Origin of the sequence: Arsukibacterium indicum (assembly GCF_019100565.1) — a bacterium.
In the GTDB taxonomy this organism is placed as follows: Bacteria; Pseudomonadota; Gammaproteobacteria; order Enterobacterales; family Alteromonadaceae; genus Alishewanella; species Alishewanella indicum.
The window spans coordinates 32,489-49,933 of sequence record NZ_JAHRID010000010.1 but is presented as its reverse complement, the minus strand read 5'-3'; the positions used below and the strand labels follow the sequence as shown (position 1 = coordinate 49,933).

Genomic DNA, 17,445 nt, shown 5'->3' with positions numbered 1-17,445 from the left:
TGTTTTTACTGTTATTAAGTTGTAAAAATACCGGCCCGCTCTTGTTGGTAAGCCGACAACTGAGTAAGATGAAACCGAACTTATTATAAGAAAGCTGAAATGAATCTGTCCTTGTCGATGCAAGATTTTAGTCGCTATAGTCAGCGTATACCAGTCAGTACTGTTCGCAGGTTACTGAATCTGGTGCTGGTGTTATTGCTTGCCTGGCTGCTGGCCAGGTTAAGCTGGCAACTATTGCCTGCGCCTGAGCTGATTGGCCCGGTTCCGTTGCAACAGGCTGCTACCTCTACAAGTGGTTCAACCGCAATGTCAGTTGAGCAGCTGTTAAGTTTTCCACTGTTCGGTAAAGTTACTGCTGAACCGGAACAAGCTGCGCCTGTGGTTACCGAAGCACCCAAAACCCAGCTTAATGTTAAGCTGACCGGGGTGGTGGCAAGGCCGGATCCGAACAATGGCAGCGCAATTATTGAAAGTCGTGGTAGCGAGGGCACTTATGCCGTGGATGACACTATCGATGGCACCAATGCGGTGTTAAAGCAGGTATTAATTGATCGGGTGCTCATTCAACAGGCTGGCCGGTTTGAAACCTTGATGCTGGATGGCATTGAGTATACCAAAATGGCGCAGGCTAACGCCGGGCTGGGACGGGAAGATAACCCGGAGCCGGCCTATGAAAATGAATTGATCGAGTCGCCTCAGGCTGTAGCGCCTGCCCTGGATGAAAGTGAACTGGCGGTCAGCAGAGAAGAACTGCTGGCGGAGCCAATGAAATTTTTTGATTATATCCGTGTATCGCCTCAGCACCGTGACGGCAACCTTGTCGGTTATCGGTTAATGCCCGGAAAAGATCCGGCCCTGTTTAATCAGCTGGGTTTGCAGCAAAACGATCTGGCTGTCGAGATAAATGGTATACCGCTTAATGACATGCAGCAGGCAATGCGAGTTATTAATGAGCTCAGAGATGCCAGCGAAGCGGCGATAAAAATAGAACGTGACGGCGAAATCAGAGATATTCTGTTTAGTCTGTCGCAATAAAATAATTAGATAACAATTGGTTAAATTCTCATGATATCAGGTGGTTTTCTCAGGGGTTCAGGGCGCGCCATAGCCGGTTTGCTGGCTGGCGCAGTGTTTAGTTTTGCGGTATTGGCTGATACTGAACAGGTGCAGTATTCACCTAACTTCAAAGGCACAGATATCAACGAATTTATCAATATCGTTGGTATGAACCTGAAAAAAACCATAATTGTTGATCCTCAGGTGCGTGGCCGGATTAATGTCCGCAGTTACGAAATGCTGAATGAAGAACAGTATTACCAGTTTTTCTTAAATGTACTTGAGGTTTACAGCTTTGCCGTGGTGGAAATGGAAAGCGGTATTTTAAAAGTTGTCCGGAACAAAGACGCCAAAACCTCGAATATTCCGGTAGTAGGGGATGACGATCCCGGTTACGGCGATGAAATGGTGACCCGGGTAGTACAGGTTCGCAATGTTTCAGTGCGGGAACTGGCTCCGCTGTTGCGCCAGTTCAGCAACCAGGCTGGCGGTGGCCATGTTGTTAACTATGACCCGTCTAATGTCATTATGATGACGGGGCCGGCAGCCGTAGTAAACCGGATAGTGGATATTATTCAGCGGGTGGATAAAGCTGGCGATCAGGAACTGGAAATTTTAAAGCTTGAATTTGCCTCAGCCGGTGAAATTGTCAGGATCCTTGAGAACATTTATAAAAGCCAGGGCCGGGCTGAGCAGCCTGATTTTCTAATTCCAAAAATTGTCGCTGATGAGCGCACCAACAGCGTAATCGTCAGTGGAGAATTGCAAGCGCGGCAGCGGGTTATCGAACTGGCCAAGCGGCTGGATGCCGAGCTGAAAACCAGCGGCAATACCCGGGTTTACTATTTAAAATATGCTAAAGCCGAAGAATTGGTGCCGGTGCTAAAAGGGGTAAGTGAGTCTATTGTTGCTGAAGTGCAGGGGGCGACAGGCGCTGCCGGAGCGCAGGGCGCCAGACGAAGTGGCGGCACCGGCCGTGAAATCAGCATCGAAGCGCATGCTGACAGCAACTCGCTGGTGGTAACCGCCCAGCCTGATATGATGCGCTCCTTAGAGGATGTTATCCGGCAGCTGGATATTCGCCGCGCCCAGGTACTGGTAGAGGCTATTATCGTCGAAGTATTTGAAGGCGATGGTACCGACTTTGGGGTGCAGTGGTTAAACGCCAATGGGGGCGGTACAAACTTTAGTAATGGCAATACCATTCCGATTGTTAACGTCGCAGGGGCTGCGGCGCTTGCGTCGCAGGTAAATCAGGGGACAACCACCACTACCGTAGTCGATGGTGTTCCGGTAACGCAAACGACACCAGATTCAAACCGTGATTACTCGGCCTTAGCCACCGTATTACAGGGCCTGAATGGTGCGATGCTGGGCTTTTACAATGGCGACTGGGCTGCTATTTTGCAGGCTGTTCGTACCAGTACTAACTCTAACGTGCTGGCAACCCCGCATATTACTACTATGGATAACCAGGAGGCCTTCTTTCTGGTTGGTCAGGAAGTGCCGGTCATTACCGGTTCTACCACCGGCGCCAATAATACCAACCCTTTCCAGCAGGTACAGCGTCAGGAAGTGGGTATTAAGCTTAAAGTTACCCCGCAAATTAACGAAGGCAATGCCGTGCAGCTGACAATTGAACAGGAAGTGTCGAGCATTGGCGGTGCCACTCCGGTAGATATCACCATTAATAAGCGTGAAATTAAAACCACGGTGATGACCGATGATGGCGCAACAGTGGTGCTGGGCGGCTTAATTGATGAAGACGTGCAGGAAAGTGAGTCTAAAGTGCCATTGCTGGGCGATATTCCACTGCTGGGTCATTTATTTAAGTCTACCAGTGTCACAAAGCAAAAACGGAATCTGATGGTGTTTATTAAAGCTACCATCGTCCGGGAGGGCTCTGCTATCTCGGGTATTTCCAAGGCGAAATACAACCATATCCGTGCTGAGCAACTACTGCGCGATGAAGAAGGTATTCGATTGATGCCAAACACCAGGCAGGTGGTATTGCCGGAGTGGGACGACTCGTTAACCCTGCCACCGACCTTTGATCGCTTTATGCAAGAGCAACAACAGCAGCCGGCCGAGCAACAGCCTGCCACCGGAAGCCGCGACTAATGGAAGGCCTGGTAGCGGAAGAAGAAGTTAAGCCGGTAAGCAGCCGGATCCGGTTGCCGTTTAGTTTTGCCAAACGCCACGGTGTACTGCTACAACAGCAGCAGGATGGCTGGTTGTTGTATGTGCAGCCAGGTACCCGACCAGAATCTGTTCTTGAAGTCAGGCGTTTACTGGCTGAAAGCTTTAGCGTGACATCTTTGTCGGCGCCAGAGTTTGAAGCTTTACTGGAAGCCAGCTATCAGCGTGATTCTTCCGAGGCGCAGCAGCTGATGGAGGATATTGGCAATGAAGTCAACCTGGCGTCACTGGCTGATGATATTCCGGAAACGGAAGATTTACTGGAAAATGAAGACGACGCGCCCATTATCAAACTGATCAATGCCATGCTTGGTGAGGCGATTAAACTGGGTGCTTCCGATATTCATATTGAAACCTTTGAAAAAGCGCTGATTATCCGTTTTCGGGTTGATGGCCTGTTGCGTGAAGTGCTAAGGCCTAACCGTCGCTTATCCAGCCTGCTGGTGTCGCGGATTAAAGTCATGTCAAAAATGGATATTGCTGAAAAGCGGGTGCCACAGGATGGCCGGATTAGCTTGCGCATAGCAGGCCGGGCAGTAGATGTGCGGGTGTCGACCATGCCGTCAAGTCATGGTGAGAGGGTGGTATTGCGTCTTCTGGATAAAAATAACTCGCACTTAAATCTGGCCGATTTAGGTATGACGTTAGCGGTGCAACAGGCGTTCTCTAAGCTTATTTTGAAACCCCATGGCATTATTCTGGTAACCGGCCCTACCGGATCGGGTAAAAGTACCACCCTGTATGCCGGTTTAACTGAAATTAATAGTAAAGACCGCAATATCCTGACCGTTGAAGACCCGATAGAGTATGAGCTGGAAGGGGTTGGCCAGACTCAGGTTAATACCAAAGTCAGCATGACCTTTGCCCGTGGCCTGCGGGCCATTCTGCGGCAGGACCCGGATGTGGTGATGGTTGGCGAAATCCGTGACCTTGAAACCGCACAGATCGCAGTGCAGGCCAGTTTAACCGGTCACTTAGTGTTATCGACCTTACACACCAACACGGCAGCAGGTGCTATTACCCGGTTGGAAGATATGGGAGTAGAAGCATTTTTATTGTCATCCAGTTTGCTGGGGGTATTGGCTCAGCGACTGGTGCGAACCTTATGCAGCCACTGTAAAGAATTACATGAGCCTGACAAAGAAGAGCGAAACTTGCTTGGCATCAGCAAAAAAGAAGGCCAGCAAATTTACCGGGCTAAAGGCTGTGAGCATTGTAACTTTACCGGCTATCGCGGTCGTACCGGCATTCATGAGCTGCTACAGGTCGACGAAACAATTCGAGAAATGATCCATAACGGTAAAGGCGAGCAGTCTATTGAAAAGTATGCCCGGGCCCATTGCCCCAGTATCCGGGTTGACGGTTTCAGCAAGGTGCTGGCCGGCCAAACTACCCTGGAAGAGGTATTGCGGGTTACCCGTGAGGATGTGTAATGGCCGCATTTGAATATCTGGCGCTGGATTTACGCGGTAAAAAAAATAAAGGGGTGCTGGAGGCCGACAACGCACGCCATGCCAGGCAAATGCTGCGCGAGCAAAAGTTACAGCCACTGAGTGTTGAGCTGGCGTCGCAACAGGAAAAGCTGGTTGCATCGGGCAGGAAATGGCTGAGCCGGAAAATTTCTGCAGCAGAATTAGCGCTGTTAACCCGTCAGCTTGCTACCCTGGTGGAAGCGGCATTACCGATTGAAAGTGCGTTGCTGGCGGTGGCCGAGCAGTGTGAAAAACCGCGCTTACAAAATATGATGATGGCGGTGCGCTCCAAGGTGGTCGAAGGCTATACTCTGGCTGAGGGCCTCGCGGAGTTTCCGCATGTGTTCGACCATTTGTTTCGCTCAATGGTTGCAGCGGGTGAAAAATCCGGGCATCTGGAACAAGTGCTTAACCGGCTGGCTGATTATACCGAGCAGCGCCAGCATATGCGCAGCCAGATCATGCAGGCCCTGTTATATCCGATTATTCTAACCTGTTTCGCGGTATTGGTGATTAGCATACTACTGGCGGCGGTGGTACCGAAAATTGTTGGTCAGTTTGAGCATATGGGCCAGTCTTTACCGGGTACCACCCTGTTTTTGATAGCCGCCAGCGATTTTATTCGAAACTACGGTGTCTTATTGCTGGTAGCGATTATGCTGGCGGCGGTATTCTGGCAGCGGGCACTGCGCAAACCTGAGCTGAAATACCGCTGGGATCGTTTTACGTTGCATTTGGGCATGTTCGGAAAAGTGAGCCGGGGCCTGAATACCGCAAGGTTCGCTCGCACACTGAGTATTCTGAATGCCAGCTCAGTACCATTGCTTGAAGCGATGCGGATCAGCGCCGATGTATTAAGCAACAGTTATATGAAAGAGGCAGTTGCTGAAGCAACCGGAAGGGTGCGGGAAGGAACCTCGCTTAGAAACGCCCTGGAGCAGACTAAAATGTTCCCGCCGATGATGCTGCATATGATTGCCAGCGGTGAGAAAAGTGGCCAGCTTGACAGTATGCTGGAGCGGGCAGCAAACGCCCAGGATAAAGAATTTGAGTCGTTAGTAACGGTGTCGTTAAAAGTTTTTGAGCCCGTGTTGGTATCAGTTATGGCGGGCATGGTGTTATTTATTGTAATGGCAATATTACAACCTATTTTAGCGTTAAATAATATGGTGGGGGGATAAGATGTTAAAGCAGATTCAAAAAGGCTTTACCTTGCTTGAGGTAATGGTGGTTATCGTTATTCTGGGTATTATTGCCAGTATGGTGGTGCCGAATTTAATGGGTAACCAGGAGCAGGCCGCCCGCCAGAAAGTGGTCGTTGATATTCAGCAACTGGAGAGTGCGCTGGATATGTACCGGCTTCGGAACGGTTTTTACCCGACCACTGAGCAGGGTATTGAGTCATTGGTTACAGCACCTACTTCACAACCTGTACCGCGCTCTTTTCCTGAAGGCGGTTTTATTCGCCGCTTACCCAAAGACCCATGGAATGAAGATTATATTATGGTAAGCCCAGGGCAGTTGGGCCGGATTGATGTGTACAGTAAGGGCCCGGATCGGGTAGCGGGTACTGATGATGACATTGGTAACTGGAATCTGGACGCGGCTGAAAGCAGCGAAAATTAATGCCAACTTTGCTGCCGGGCCAGTTGCGCCAGAGGGGATTCACCTTATTGGAAGTGATGCTGGTAATGCTATTGATTGGCTTACTGGCTACTACCGTTGTCTTGAATTTCAGTGGTGATTCGCCAGAGCAGCGGTTGAATAAAGAAACTGAGCGCTTTCAGCAGGTTTTTCAGTTTATTGCAGAAACTGCGATGTTAAAGCAGCAGGAATGGGGTTTGGTGGTGCAGGAGGGCAGTTACAGTTTTGTCTATTTCGATGGCGAAAAATGGTTGCAGGCTGATGAACCCAAAGCCGCTGAAATTTATGAACTGGCAGATGATATCGGCTTACAACTGGAACTGGAAGGGCTGCCAGGGGCAGAGCTCAGCCTGCTAAGCCAGCTAAACTGGCAGAATGACGACGAGTTTGCTGATGATTCCAGTGAGCAACAGCCTGTACTACCGCAAGTGTTTATTTTGTCGTCTGGTGAAATCAGTCCCTTCCGGTTAATGTTTCAGCTGGGTGAGCGTCTTGATCAGGTAAGCCAGACTGTGGGTACCGATTTTACTATTCCGCTAAACCGTTCAGAAGTGGTTACGGTGCGCTGATGAGCAACCGCGGCTTCACCCTGTTAGAATTGCTGGTGGCCATGGCGATATTTGCCACAGCTGGTCTGGCTATTATGCAGGCGAGCGGAGGTCATATCAGGGCGCTGAGCCAGATTGAAGATCTGACAATAGCCGGTTATGTTGCTAACAATCAGCTGCAACTGGCAATGCTGGAACCCAACTGGCCGCCAAAAGAAATACTGCAGGGTGAAGTGGAAATGGCCAACCGGCAATGGCTGTGGCGCCAGCAGGCCACAACTGTGCCGGATGCAGATTTACGTCAGCTGGTGGTAAGTGTCAGCCTGGCTGAGCAGCCAGATGACGTGTTGCTACAACTGACAACGTTTGTGGGTAAACCCAGTGGTTAAACAACGGGGTTTTACCTTTATTGAAATGTTGCTGGCTACTGCTATCTTCGCCATGGTAGGCCTTGCTTCGGTTGCCGTGCTGAGCAGTGTTACTAACAGCGACGAGTTATCACAGGAAGCGACCGAAAGAATCCAGCAACTGCAGCGAACTATGCTGATGCTGGAACGTGATTTTATGCAAATCAGTGCCCGCCATGTCAGGCTCGATGGAGAAGCGCCGGTAAAATACCGGCTGTACGGTGAGCAGTATTTGCTGGACAGTGAAGATCATGGCCTTAGTTTTACCCGGCAGGGTTGGCGTAACCCTGGCCATATCCTGCCACGTGGTGAAGTACAGCTGGTTGCCTACCGGCTGCAGCAGGGCCAGCTGCATCGCATGTTTAGCCTTTACCCCGACGCAGTGGCCGGCAGCGAGCCGTTGGTGCAGGTTTTGCAACATAACCTGACAGCTTTTAGCGTGAGTTATTTGCAAGGCGAAGAATGGCTGGAAAAATGGCAGGACAGCGTGATGCCTAAAGCCGTAAAAGTAACCCTGACTCACGATTACCTTGGTACTATTGAGCGGATTTTCAGCTTACCATCTGGCATGGTGGTGCAACGCAGTGCGGCCATGACTGACCCAAACTCAGGCGGACAGCAGCGGCAAAATAATAACCGCGACCGCCCGGGAGACACCAATAACCCCGGACAGCCGGATGATCAGCGGCGGGGGCAGCGTTGATGCTAAAACCAGAGCGCGGTGCAGCGCTTATTACCGTACTGATGATAGTGGCGATAGTGGTAGTGATAGCCGTTAATATGACTGGTCGGTTGCAATTACAGCTGCAGCGCCAGCAAAATCTGCAACAGCAACAACAGGCATTCTGGTATGCGATGGGGGCTGAGCATTTTGCCCGGGTATTACTAAGCCGTAGCCTTAGTGGTGAGCAAACAGTGAACCTTGAACAGGACTGGGCGCAAAGTGGCGCCAGTTTTGTAGTGACGGATGGCAATATCGCAGGTGAGATCACTGACTTACAAGCGTGTTTTAACTTAAATGCGTTGCAACAGGCTGGCCAGCGCGGGCCCTCAGGTCGGATTGAGCAAACTGCCGCACAGCGCGGTTTTAACCGGCTGCTGGAATTGGTCGCCGCGGATTTGTCGATGCCAGCCGAGTACCTGGTAGCAAGAGTTCACGACTGGCTGGATGAAGACAGCCTGCTCAGCACAGCCGGAAGTGCGGAAGAAGATGATTATGCTGCGCTGCAATTTCCCTACTATAGCGCTAACTCGCTAATGGTCTCAGTCAGTGAGCTAAGACAAATCCTGGATATCACACCGGCGGATATGCAGCTGCTGTTACCCTACGTGTGTGTAATACCGGAAAACAGCCAGTTTCAGTTAAATATTAATACCCTGACAGAGCAGACAGCAGTTTTGCTGGCTGCGCTGGTCCCGGAATTAACCGAAGCTGATGCGGTTGATATGATTGCAGAGCGGCCGGAAGGCGGCTTTAGCAGTGTAGATGAATTACTGGCGCTGCCGCAATTATCCGGGGTTGAGATAAATGATGATGTTAAAGCACTATTAACGATAAAATCCAGTTACTTTCAGTTACTCGCAACCACATCTTATCTGGAAAGTGGTTTCGTGCTAACGTCAATATTCAGAGTAGATGATGAGAATACAGTCAGGGTATTGGCCCGGCGATTTGGAGGCCAGGGATGAGTGAACAGTTAATTATCAGGCTGGGAAGCCGGGCTGGTGACACCATCAGCTGGCTGGTATGGGCCAGCCATAATGCTGAGGTCATCGCCTCAGGTGAAATTGGCCATGCTGATGAACTGGCAGATTTAGCGGAACGGGTTGGCAACAGGCCGGTGGTAGCACTGGTACCCGCCTCTGACGTGGTATTAAAACAGGTTAGCCTGCCTACCCGGCCCACCCGGCAGATTTTACAGGCACTGCCCTATATGCTGGAGGACGAGCAGGCTGAGGATATTGATCAATTGTGGCTGGCACTTGGTGATTTAGAGCAACAGGAAGGCCAGTACCAGCAGCACGTGGCAGTGGTAAAACGGGCACGGATGGATGACTGGCTTAGCTGGCTACAACAGGCTGGCTTTAAAGTAGTGCGCATGTTGCCGGACGCTCTGCTTTTGCCTGATAACCCTTTACCGGCCTGCATTGAGTTGAATAATCAGTGGCTGATTAAGCAGGGCGTCTGGCAGGCGAGTGCGATAGATAGTAGCTGGTGGCCGCAATATCTGGCATTAGCAGCATTGCCTAATATTGCCAGCTACAGCCCGTGGCCCGCTGATATTATGCAGTCTCAACAAAACATGGAACCAGAATTGCCATTGGCGTTGCTTGCCAGACAGCTGCCGCAAATTAACTTTACCCTGCTGCAGGGGCCCTATGCGCCCAAGCGCCAGAGCAACAAATACTGGCAGCAATGGCGCAGTACTGTGGTTCTGGCTGCCAGCTGTTTCGGACTATTTCTGTTGGTGCAAAGCTTTGCAATTTGGCAGCTGGACAGGCAGCTAACTCAGGTACAGCAAAATAGCCTGGCTGAATATCAGCAAGCCTTTCCTGGTGAAACCATCGTCAATTTATCCCGCCAGATTGAGCAAAAACTGGCAACAGTAGGGATGGGGAGTGAGTCAGCAGGGTTTCTGACCTTGTTGAATGCGCTGCAACGTCACCTTGCCGAAGTCGGTGATATTAATGTTGATAGTTTACGGTTTGATGCAGCCCGAACCGAGCTGAGGTTTTCTGCCAACGCAGGAGGCTTTCAGAATTTTGAGCGTTTAAAAACCGCACTGGAGGGTGCCGGCTATGTGATAGAGCAGGGTGCATTAAGCAATGACGGCGCCAGAGTTCAGGGAACGGTAGTAATGCGGAGCAGGGCATGAAACAGCAAATACAAAACTGGTGGGGCGGATTGGCTGCGCGCGAGCAGCGGCTGGTGAGCATCGCGGTAGTGGTGCTGGGTGTAGGTGCCCTTTACTGGTTTATCTGGCAGCCATTGCAGCAGGGATATGCCAGCAAGCAGGCTGCGTTAGCTCAGGCCCAACTGCAGCTGGCTAAATTACAACAGGCTATACCGCAGCTGCGGCAGGCCGCTTCAAGCCAGGGGCGGGTAGGTGGAAGTCTGGCTCAGATTGTCAGTAACAGCTCGCGGACCTACAATATCCGGGTAAGCCGAATGCAACCGCAGAATGAACAATTACAGTTGGTGCTGGAGGATGTACCTTTCGAGCAATTGTTGCGCTGGCTGGCACAGTTGCAAAGTGCTAACGGAGTGAAACTGGTTAGTCTGGATGTGGCCAATACCGACAAGAGTGGCATTGTAAGGGTTAGACGGATGGTAATCGAATAGTATGAAGTATTGGAAATTAACCCTGGTTGCGGTGCTGGCATATGTATTTTTTCTGCTGTATTTAGTGCCTGCAGCCTGGTTTGTACATTGGTTAGGCTTGCCAGCCAATATCCAGTTGGGACAGGTAAAGGGCACAATCTGGCAAGGTTCAGCAATGGTTGCCCAGTACCGGAGTTTGCAATTTCAGCAGCTACGCTGGCAGTTTAATGGCTGGTCATTATTGCGCCTGTCCCCGCAAATTAATCTGAGCGCAGGTAGTATCGGCGAGCGTGAGCAACCCTATTTTACAGCAGAGGTAGCTTATAGTTTCAGTGGCATGGAAATACAACAGGCATTGCTGCGACTGCCAGTGAGTCAGTTATTGCCACTGGAGCAGTTGCCGCTGCCGGTTTCTGCCACAGGGGAACTGATGGTTGAAGTGAAGGATTTCCAGCAGGGTAAACCCTGGTGTAGCAGCCTGGCTGGTACTGCCAGCTGGCTGGATGCACGGTTGCAAACCCCTACTGGTACCTGGTTGGAGCTGAACAGTATTGTCGCTGATTTAAGCTGCATCGAAGGCAGCCCGGTGCTGATAACGGATGGCAACAACAGTTTGGGTCTGGCGGTAACCGCAGCTGTTGAAAATAAGCGCTTAACCGTGAATGGTACGCTGAAGCCTGAAGCCAGCCTGCCGCAGGAAGTGCATCAGGCGATGCGGTTTGTCGGCCGGCCGGACGAGCAGGGCCGCTATACCATCAGGTTTTAACGGCACCCGGCTGCTTAATCAGCCATTGTCGGTCGCTGTTGCTGATAATTTAGAATGGGCCAGAATATCCGGTAAAAGTGGCGTGTAGTCTGTTATCGCCGGAAACTCACTGATAGTTCTGGCTTGTTGCTTGCTATCTGGATTGGCCACTGCCAGTAAATGGCGGATACCGAAGTTTTTGGCGGCAGACAGAATGGGCAGACTGTCGTCAACAAATAACGTGGTTTCATTATTAAAACCAAGCCGCTGCTGCAGTTTTTGCCACAAGGCCCAGCTTTCTTTGGTGACACCAAATTCATGGGTAGAAATAAGCGTGTCGATATATTTAGCTAAATCGGTTCGCTCAAGCTTTAGTGACAGACTGTCGGGGTGGGCGTTGGTTACCAGCACAATATCCCGGCCGGATTGTTTCAGCGCAGTTAAAAATGCCGGTACATCTGGTCGCATCTGAATTTTATCCATCACTTCACGCTTCAGCTCGGTAATAGGCAATTGCAAGCGCTCGCCCCAGTAATCGAGGCAGTACCACTGGATCTTGCCATTCAGTTCGGCATATTCACTTTGCAGCTGGGCTTTGGCCTCAGTCAGGGCAATGCCGCTTATTTCAGCCCAGCGCCGTGGCAGATGCTCCAGCCAGAAGTGATTGTCAAAGTGTAAATCCAGTAAGGTGCCATCCATATCAAGTAATACGGTATCAATTTCTGCCCAATCCAGCATAGGTTTTTCCTGCCAATCGTTTTATAGTAGCCAATAGCAGATTGTAACAGAGGGCAAGTGATGACGCAGCGCCATACGAGCAAACAGGTACCGGAAATTCTGGCGCAGGAAATCGTGGCCCAAAGCAGATTGTTTAAAATTGAGCAGTTACAGCTTCGCTTCAGTAATGGTGCAGAGCGCACTTATGAGCGGATGCGTGGCTCTGGCCGCGGTGCTGTCATGATTGTGGCTTGTCCTGATCCTGACCACTTTTATCTGATTAGGGAATACAGTGCCGGTACCCACGATTATCAGCTGGGTTTCCCCAAAGGTTTAATTGATCCTGGTGAAGATGTGCTGGCGGCTGCGAATCGCGAATTGAAAGAAGAAATTGGTTTTGGCGCCAGCCGTTTTGTAACATTAAAGTCACTGGCACTCGCACCAGGATATTTTAATGCTACAATGCATATAGTTATGGCGTTCGATTTATTTCCCGAGCAGCAAGAGGGAGATGAACCTGAACCGCTGGAACTAATCAGTTGGGCGCGCGGTAAAACTGATCTGTTACTACAACAGGCCGATTTTACCGAAGCAAGGAGCGTGGCCGCCCTGTTACTGGCACAGCAATACCTGGAAGCAAATCCGGATGTTTTTAAGCAAACTGCTTGAGAGTGTAAAACACACCGCCCGCGAAGCCGGCCAGCATTTATGGCAGCTGTATCAAAGCGGCGACTTTGTCGCCGAACAAAAAGCAGATACCAGCCCGGTCACCACAGCGGATCTCGAAGCTAACGCCATGATTATTGATCGGTTGTCAGATTTAACCCCAGATATCCCGATAATTTCAGAAGAAACTACCATAATCCCGTTAGCGCAGCGTCAGCACTGGCCTCGCTACTGGCTGATTGATCCAATGGATGGCACTCAGGAATTTGTTGCCCGCAGTGGCGATTTTGCTGTCAGTATTGCCCTGGTAGAACATGGCTGGCCAGCGTTGGGAGTCATATACTGGCCGAAAGAAGATATTCTGTATTATGCCAGCCGAGGCCATGGCTCCTTTAAACAGCAACGCAATTTAATAAACCGGATGCAGGTGCATCAGCATCAGCAGGGCGAAGTGCTGCGAATTGCAGTAAGCCGGCGCCAACCATTACAGCCAATTATCTCTTTACTCAGCGCGCGTCAGACGGTTGAGTATATTCCTCTGGGCAGTTGTTCACTGAAAAGTTGTCTGGTGGCTGAGGGAAAAGCAGATTGCTATCTGCGCCTGGGGCCAACCGGGGAATGGGATACCGGCGCGGTGCATATCATTGTTGAGGAAGCAGGGGGTAAAATTCTCGATAGTCAGTTTGCACCCCTTAGTTATAATCAGCGGGAAACCCTTGCCAACCCCGATTTTATGGTAATAGGCCAGGCAGAATTACCGTGGCGGGAATTGATCCAGGCCAAACCAACAACCCGGCCTCTTATTTCATAACCAATCATTTATTTTGCATAACTTTGCTATAGGCCAGACGGCACGCGGTTTTCTGCGTTTATTGCGCCATTCTCAACTATCTTTTTTCTGCCGAAAACGCTAAGATGCACGGGTATTTTTTGGGCAAAAACCAGGCTGTTGCCCAAAAAATAACATAATTAATAAGTCCGCTAGAGACTGCACCCTTACCTACAGTACCCTTAGGAGTTACATCATGTCCGATCTGGATCTGGGCCAATACGGCATTACAGATGTCACGGAAATCGTTTATAACCCGTCATATGAATTATTGTTTGCGGAAGAAACCCGCAGCGATTTACAGGGTTATGAGCAAGGCAAACTGACCAAGCTGGGCGCGGTTTCGGTTGATACCGGCATCTTCACCGGCCGCTCCCCGAAAGACAAATATATTGTTCGTGACGACACTACCCGCAATACGGTGTGGTGGTCAGATCAAGGCAAAAACGATAACAAGCCAATCAGTACCGAAGTATGGGCTGATTTAAAGTCACTGGTGACTAACCAGCTATCTGGTAAGCGTTTGTTTGTTGTTGACACCTACTGTGGCGCCAACGCCGACACCCGGCTGGCCGTGCGCTTTATAACCGAAGTAGCCTGGCAGGCGCACTTCGTCAAAAATATGTTTATCCGGCCAACCGACGAAGAGCTGAAGAGTTACAAGCCGGATTTTATCGTGATGAATGGCGCTAAATGCACTAACCCGAACTGGCAGCAACAGGGCTTGAACTCCGAGAACTTTGTAGCATTTAACCTGACTGAACGGATGCAGCTGATTGGTGGCACCTGGTACGGCGGTGAGATGAAAAAAGGCATGTTCTCAATGATGAACTACTTTTTACCGCTGCAGGGTATCGCGTCCATGCACTGTTCCGCCAACGTCGGTAAAGACGGTGATGTAGCGGTATTCTTTGGTTTGTCTGGCACCGGTAAAACCACACTATCGACCGATCCGAAGCGGCAGCTGATTGGCGATGACGAGCACGGTTGGGATGATGATGGTGTGTTTAACTTTGAGGGCGGTTGTTACGCCAAGACCATTAATTTATCCGAAGAAAACGAGCCTGATATATACCATGCTATCCGCCGGGATGCGCTGCTGGAAAACGTTAGTGTAGCAAATGATGGTACTATCGATTTTGACGATGGATCAAAGACTGAGAATACCCGGGTGTCCTATCCGATTTATCATATCGATAATATCGTTACCCCGGTCTCTAAAGCCGGCCATGCTAAAAAAGTGATTTTCTTAACCGCTGATGCGTTTGGCGTATTACCACCAGTATCGAAGCTAACCAAAGACCAGGCAAAGTACCACTTTTTATCTGGCTTTACCGCAAAGCTGGCCGGTACTGAGCGCGGTATTACTGAGCCAACACCTACTTTTTCAAGTTGTTTCGGTGCGGCCTTTTTAAGCCTGCACCCGACAAAATATGCTGAGGTGTTAGGCAAGCGGATGACAGATTCAGGTGCAGAGGCCTATCTGGTCAATACTGGCTGGAATGGCAGTGGTAAGCGGATTTCTATTAAAGCAACCCGCGCTATTATCGATGCTATTTTAGATGGCAGCATTGAAAATGCCGAATTTGTGCAGTTGCCGTATTTTAATCTGGCTATGCCAAAACACTTGCACGGTGTTGAAGACGGTATTCTGGATCCGCGCGCGACCTACAGCAACCCGGCAGATTGGGAAGTAAAAGCGAAAGATTTAGCCAAGCGCTTTGTCGATAACTTTGCCAAGTTTACCGACAATGCCGAAGGCAAGGCTTTAGTGGCGGCAGGCCCGCAATTGTAAGCAGCCAGTTTTGTTAATAGAAGCCAACCTTCGGGTTGGCTTTTTTGTTTATAAAGCAAATTAGTTAATTATTTATCAATATTCTCAATTTAAATATTTACTTTTGAATTCATTTGAATACACTGGGTGCAAATTGAACACAAAGCAGCCAATAACAGGGAGTGCAGAATGAGCAGCAAAACGGTGCCTTTTAGTGCCCGGATAAGTATTGAAGATGCCGAGTTTATCAGCACACTGGAATACGATGGAGCTCATACGCCGTCTGACAAGTTGCGGGCGTTGCTGGCAGAAACCCGCCGCAAACATGCCAGTTATCCTGACTATGGTCACAATCTGGCGCAAATGCAGGAGTGGCTGGGGCAAATGAAGCGGCAGCTCCTTATTCGCCAACAGCAGCTTAATCAGCAGGCAGAACCAGTATTGCGGGTATTGGATGCGTTGCCGGATTTACTGGCAACGTTACAAACGATGGCTGCCCGATGTCCGCAGATGAATGTGCGGGAGCTGCAACAGACAGAGCAAAGTGTTTTGCAGAAAGTTTACCGGCTAAATGAGTTACTACTGCCACTGGCGTTAACCCAGGGCGATAACGATGAGCATGAGTTGCAGCAGGGTTTATTTGCGCTGGCAACATTGATCAGTGAACACAGAATGGCAATACAAGGAGAGCAGTGATGAGCGAGAGTATTACCCGCCGGGTGGCCCGGTTAGTTAGCGGCAGTGTTAATGCATTAGTCGACGCGGTAGAAAGTAGCGCGCCTGAGGCTGTAATGGAACAGGCCATTCGCGAGCTGGATGCCGCAATTGCCGATACCCGTGCCGAATTGGGACAACAGGTGGCCCAAAAACACCTGGCCAGTAAAAAATTAATGGAAGAGAACAGTCGTTATGAACTGCTGGCTGGTCAGCTGGAGGTGGCGGTGGCCAATGGCCGGGATGATTTAGCCGAAGCCGGTATCGCTCAGCAAATGGATATTGAAGCGCGAATTCCGGTGCTGGAGGCATCAATCAGTGATTGCGCGAACCGCGAAAAAGAACTGGAAGGTTTTATTCAGGCCTTGCAGGCGAAAAAGCGCGAAATGAAAGCTGAGTTAACTGCCTTTGTCCAATCGCAAGCGGCGAGAAACACTGCCACAGTCAGTAGCGGCAAACACGCTGACAATGCAACCGACAAAGCAGAGCGGGCAAGTGATGCTTTTGGCCGGGTGCTCGAGAAGGCGTCTGGCATCGCCGGGCGGGATACTGGCCTGGGGAATGCCGGCAAATTAGCAGAGCTGGAAGAGCTGGCCCGAAAAAACCGGGTAGCTGAAAGATTAGCAGCCCTGAAGGCCGGTAAAAGCTGATGTTGAGTCTGGCACTGGCCAGTGAAAACCTGGTATTTAGCATTGCCCTGGTGCTGATGTTAATGATTGCAGTACTGGAAGGGGTGGCAGCTTTGTTTGGTGCTGGTATGTCTTCAGCCCTCGAGAGCCTGCTGCCTGAGTCTGAATTAAGCCCGCATACCGAAGTTGGTGCGATAGAAGCTGATTCCGCGCTTAGTCGTTTTCTCGGCTGGTTACGAATTGGCGAAGTACCGATCCTGATGTTACTGGTGATTTTCTTACTTAGCTTTGGCCTTGCCGGCTTATTGTTGCAGGGCCTGCTTCATTCTGTGACTGGCAGCCTGGCGCCGGGCTGGCTGGCAGTGCCCGTGGTGTTTTTATTAAGTTTACCGGTGGTACGGCTTGGTGGTGGAGTGCTGCAGGCCATAATGCCGAAAGATGAAACCACTGCCGTTACAGAGGATAGCCTACTGGGACGGATAGCGGTAATTACCCTTGGTACGGCCCGACTTAACTATCCGGCCGAAGCCCGGGTAAAAGATCAGCATGGCTACAGCCATTACCTGCAACTTGAACCAGATACTGAAGGCGACGAGTTTGTACAGGGTACAGAAGTATTATTGTTGTCCCGCCAGGGCGCAGTTTATAAGGGGATCAGGAATGCTAATCCTCATTTGTCAGATCAGGACCCGAACCGGTCTTAATTAAACGGAAAGACATTTT

At 50.3% G+C, this 17,445-nt stretch carries 19 protein-coding genes; 18 read left to right on the top strand and 1 reads right to left on the bottom strand.

The genetic code is table 11. The annotated features are described in order from the left end of the window. Positions 1–99 precede the first annotated feature (99 nt). The 12 genes from gspC to KQY15_RS17380 are packed head-to-tail and all read left to right on the top strand — an operon-like array spanning position 100 to position 11,414. Complete coding sequence (gspC, locus tag KQY15_RS17435; RefSeq protein WP_254795813.1) at positions 100–1,035, top strand: type II secretion system protein GspC; 936 nt, start codon at positions 100–102, stop codon at positions 1,033–1,035. A 30-nt stretch (positions 1,036–1,065) separates the two neighbouring features. After that, positions 1,066–3,177: a type II secretion system secretin GspD gene (gene gspD, locus KQY15_RS17430; RefSeq protein WP_217671200.1), complete on the top strand. Its 2,112-nt coding sequence runs from the start codon at positions 1,066–1,068 to the stop codon at positions 3,175–3,177. Further along, positions 3,177–4,688: a type II secretion system ATPase GspE gene (gene gspE / locus KQY15_RS17425; RefSeq protein ID WP_217671199.1), complete on the top strand. Its 1,512-nt coding sequence runs from the start codon at positions 3,177–3,179 to the stop codon at positions 4,686–4,688. The genes gspD and gspE overlap by 1 nt, the downstream gene beginning before the upstream one ends. Beyond that, positions 4,688–5,908, top strand: a complete 1,221-nt coding sequence (gspF, locus tag KQY15_RS17420; RefSeq protein ID WP_217671198.1) for a type II secretion system inner membrane protein GspF — start codon at positions 4,688–4,690, stop codon at positions 5,906–5,908. Before gspE ends, gspF begins: the two co-directional genes overlap by 1 nt. Before the next feature lies 1 nt (position 5,909). Continuing rightward, on the top strand, positions 5,910–6,353 hold the full coding sequence (gene gspG, locus KQY15_RS17415; protein ID WP_217671197.1) for a type II secretion system major pseudopilin GspG: 444 nt from the start codon (positions 5,910–5,912) through the stop codon (positions 6,351–6,353). Beyond that, positions 6,353–6,940, top strand: coding sequence for a type II secretion system minor pseudopilin GspH (gene gspH / locus KQY15_RS17410; RefSeq protein ID WP_217671196.1), 588 nt, complete (start codon positions 6,353–6,355; stop codon positions 6,938–6,940). The genes gspG and gspH overlap by 1 nt, the downstream gene beginning before the upstream one ends. Next, a complete protein-coding gene (gene gspI, locus KQY15_RS17405) occupies positions 6,940–7,308 on the top strand; it encodes a type II secretion system minor pseudopilin GspI (RefSeq protein ID WP_217671195.1) in 369 nt (122 codons plus the stop codon). Before gspH ends, gspI begins: the two co-directional genes overlap by 1 nt. Beyond that, positions 7,301–8,029 (top strand): type II secretion system minor pseudopilin GspJ, encoded by a 729-nt coding sequence (gene gspJ / locus KQY15_RS17400; protein WP_217671194.1) that lies wholly within the window; start codon positions 7,301–7,303, stop codon positions 8,027–8,029. The genes gspI and gspJ overlap by 8 nt, the downstream gene beginning before the upstream one ends. Continuing rightward, positions 8,029–9,015, top strand: coding sequence for a type II secretion system minor pseudopilin GspK (gene gspK / locus KQY15_RS17395; protein WP_217671193.1), 987 nt, complete (start codon positions 8,029–8,031; stop codon positions 9,013–9,015). Before gspJ ends, gspK begins: the two co-directional genes overlap by 1 nt. Then, positions 9,012–10,202 carry a type II secretion system protein GspL gene (gene gspL / locus KQY15_RS17390; RefSeq protein ID WP_217671192.1) on the top strand — a complete coding sequence of 397 codons (1,191 nt, stop codon included), beginning with the start codon at positions 9,012–9,014 and terminating at the stop codon, positions 10,200–10,202. The genes gspK and gspL overlap by 4 nt, the downstream gene beginning before the upstream one ends. Continuing rightward, positions 10,199–10,669 (top strand): type II secretion system protein M, encoded by a 471-nt coding sequence (locus KQY15_RS17385; protein ID WP_217671191.1) that lies wholly within the window; start codon positions 10,199–10,201, stop codon positions 10,667–10,669. The genes gspL and KQY15_RS17385 overlap by 4 nt, the downstream gene beginning before the upstream one ends. A 1-nt stretch (position 10,670) precedes the next feature. Continuing rightward, entirely contained in the window at positions 10,671–11,414 is a 744-nt protein-coding gene (locus tag KQY15_RS17380) for a type II secretion system protein N (protein ID WP_217671190.1), read from the top strand. 18 nt (positions 11,415–11,432) lie between these two features. On the opposite strand, the gene yrfG is transcribed toward KQY15_RS17380, so the two are convergent. After that, positions 11,433–12,131, bottom strand: coding sequence for a GMP/IMP nucleotidase (gene yrfG / locus KQY15_RS17375; RefSeq protein ID WP_217671189.1), 699 nt, complete (start codon positions 12,129–12,131; stop codon positions 11,433–11,435). Positions 12,132–12,191: 60 nt separating this feature from the next. On the opposite strand from yrfG, the gene nudE reads away from it, so the two are divergent. The 6 genes from nudE to KQY15_RS17345 all read left to right on the top strand — a co-directional run bounded on the left by nudE (position 12,192) and on the right by KQY15_RS17345 (position 17,426). Continuing rightward, complete coding sequence (gene nudE, locus KQY15_RS17370; protein ID WP_217671188.1) at positions 12,192–12,779, top strand: ADP compounds hydrolase NudE; 588 nt, start codon at positions 12,192–12,194, stop codon at positions 12,777–12,779. Further along, positions 12,757–13,587, top strand: coding sequence for a 3'(2'),5'-bisphosphate nucleotidase CysQ (gene cysQ / locus KQY15_RS17365; RefSeq protein WP_217671187.1), 831 nt, complete (start codon positions 12,757–12,759; stop codon positions 13,585–13,587). The genes nudE and cysQ overlap by 23 nt, the downstream gene beginning before the upstream one ends. Before the next feature lie 214 nt (positions 13,588–13,801). After that, positions 13,802–15,400: a phosphoenolpyruvate carboxykinase (ATP) gene (gene pckA, locus KQY15_RS17360; RefSeq protein WP_217671186.1), complete on the top strand. Its 1,599-nt coding sequence runs from the start codon at positions 13,802–13,804 to the stop codon at positions 15,398–15,400. Between the two features lie 168 nt (positions 15,401–15,568). Further along, complete coding sequence (locus tag KQY15_RS17355) at positions 15,569–16,075, top strand: hypothetical protein (RefSeq protein WP_254795811.1); 507 nt, start codon at positions 15,569–15,571, stop codon at positions 16,073–16,075. Further along, on the top strand, positions 16,075–16,743 hold the full coding sequence (locus KQY15_RS17350) for a PspA/IM30 family protein (protein WP_217671185.1): 669 nt from the start codon (positions 16,075–16,077) through the stop codon (positions 16,741–16,743). The genes KQY15_RS17355 and KQY15_RS17350 overlap by 1 nt, the downstream gene beginning before the upstream one ends. Next, the gene (locus KQY15_RS17345; protein ID WP_217671184.1) at positions 16,743–17,426 is read left to right on the top strand and encodes a YqiJ family protein; all 684 of its coding nucleotides are present in this window, start codon (positions 16,743–16,745) and stop codon (positions 17,424–17,426) included. Before KQY15_RS17350 ends, KQY15_RS17345 begins: the two co-directional genes overlap by 1 nt. The last annotated feature ends 19 nt before the right edge of the window (positions 17,427–17,445 follow it).

Coding starts and splice junctions, on each gene's coding strand:
- KQY15_RS17345 (WP_217671184.1), top strand. CDS start 16,743: ATGTTGAGTCTGGCACTGGCCAGTGAAAACCTGGTATTTAGCATTGCC.
- gspI (WP_217671195.1), top strand. CDS start 6,940: ATGAGCAACCGCGGCTTCACCCTGTTAGAATTGCTGGTGGCCATGGCG.
- KQY15_RS17355 (WP_254795811.1), top strand. CDS start 15,569: ATGAGCAGCAAAACGGTGCCTTTTAGTGCCCGGATAAGTATTGAAGAT.
- gspL (WP_217671192.1), top strand. CDS start 9,012: ATGAGTGAACAGTTAATTATCAGGCTGGGAAGCCGGGCTGGTGACACC.
- gspK (WP_217671193.1), top strand. CDS start 8,029: ATGCTAAAACCAGAGCGCGGTGCAGCGCTTATTACCGTACTGATGATA.
- gspF (WP_217671198.1), top strand. CDS start 4,688: ATGGCCGCATTTGAATATCTGGCGCTGGATTTACGCGGTAAAAAAAAT.
- gspG (WP_217671197.1), top strand. CDS start 5,910: ATGTTAAAGCAGATTCAAAAAGGCTTTACCTTGCTTGAGGTAATGGTG.
- yrfG (WP_217671189.1), bottom strand. CDS start 12,131: ATGCTGGATTGGGCAGAAATTGATACCGTATTACTTGATATGGATGGC.
- gspC (WP_254795813.1), top strand. CDS start 100: ATGAATCTGTCCTTGTCGATGCAAGATTTTAGTCGCTATAGTCAGCGT.
- gspE (WP_217671199.1), top strand. CDS start 3,177: ATGGAAGGCCTGGTAGCGGAAGAAGAAGTTAAGCCGGTAAGCAGCCGG.
- nudE (WP_217671188.1), top strand. CDS start 12,192: ATGACGCAGCGCCATACGAGCAAACAGGTACCGGAAATTCTGGCGCAG.
- KQY15_RS17380 (WP_217671190.1), top strand. CDS start 10,671: ATGAAGTATTGGAAATTAACCCTGGTTGCGGTGCTGGCATATGTATTT.
- gspD (WP_217671200.1), top strand. CDS start 1,066: ATGATATCAGGTGGTTTTCTCAGGGGTTCAGGGCGCGCCATAGCCGGT.
- gspH (WP_217671196.1), top strand. CDS start 6,353: ATGCCAACTTTGCTGCCGGGCCAGTTGCGCCAGAGGGGATTCACCTTA.
- KQY15_RS17385 (WP_217671191.1), top strand. CDS start 10,199: ATGAAACAGCAAATACAAAACTGGTGGGGCGGATTGGCTGCGCGCGAG.
- pckA (WP_217671186.1), top strand. CDS start 13,802: ATGTCCGATCTGGATCTGGGCCAATACGGCATTACAGATGTCACGGAA.
- KQY15_RS17350 (WP_217671185.1), top strand. CDS start 16,075: ATGAGCGAGAGTATTACCCGCCGGGTGGCCCGGTTAGTTAGCGGCAGT.
- cysQ (WP_217671187.1), top strand. CDS start 12,757: ATGTTTTTAAGCAAACTGCTTGAGAGTGTAAAACACACCGCCCGCGAA.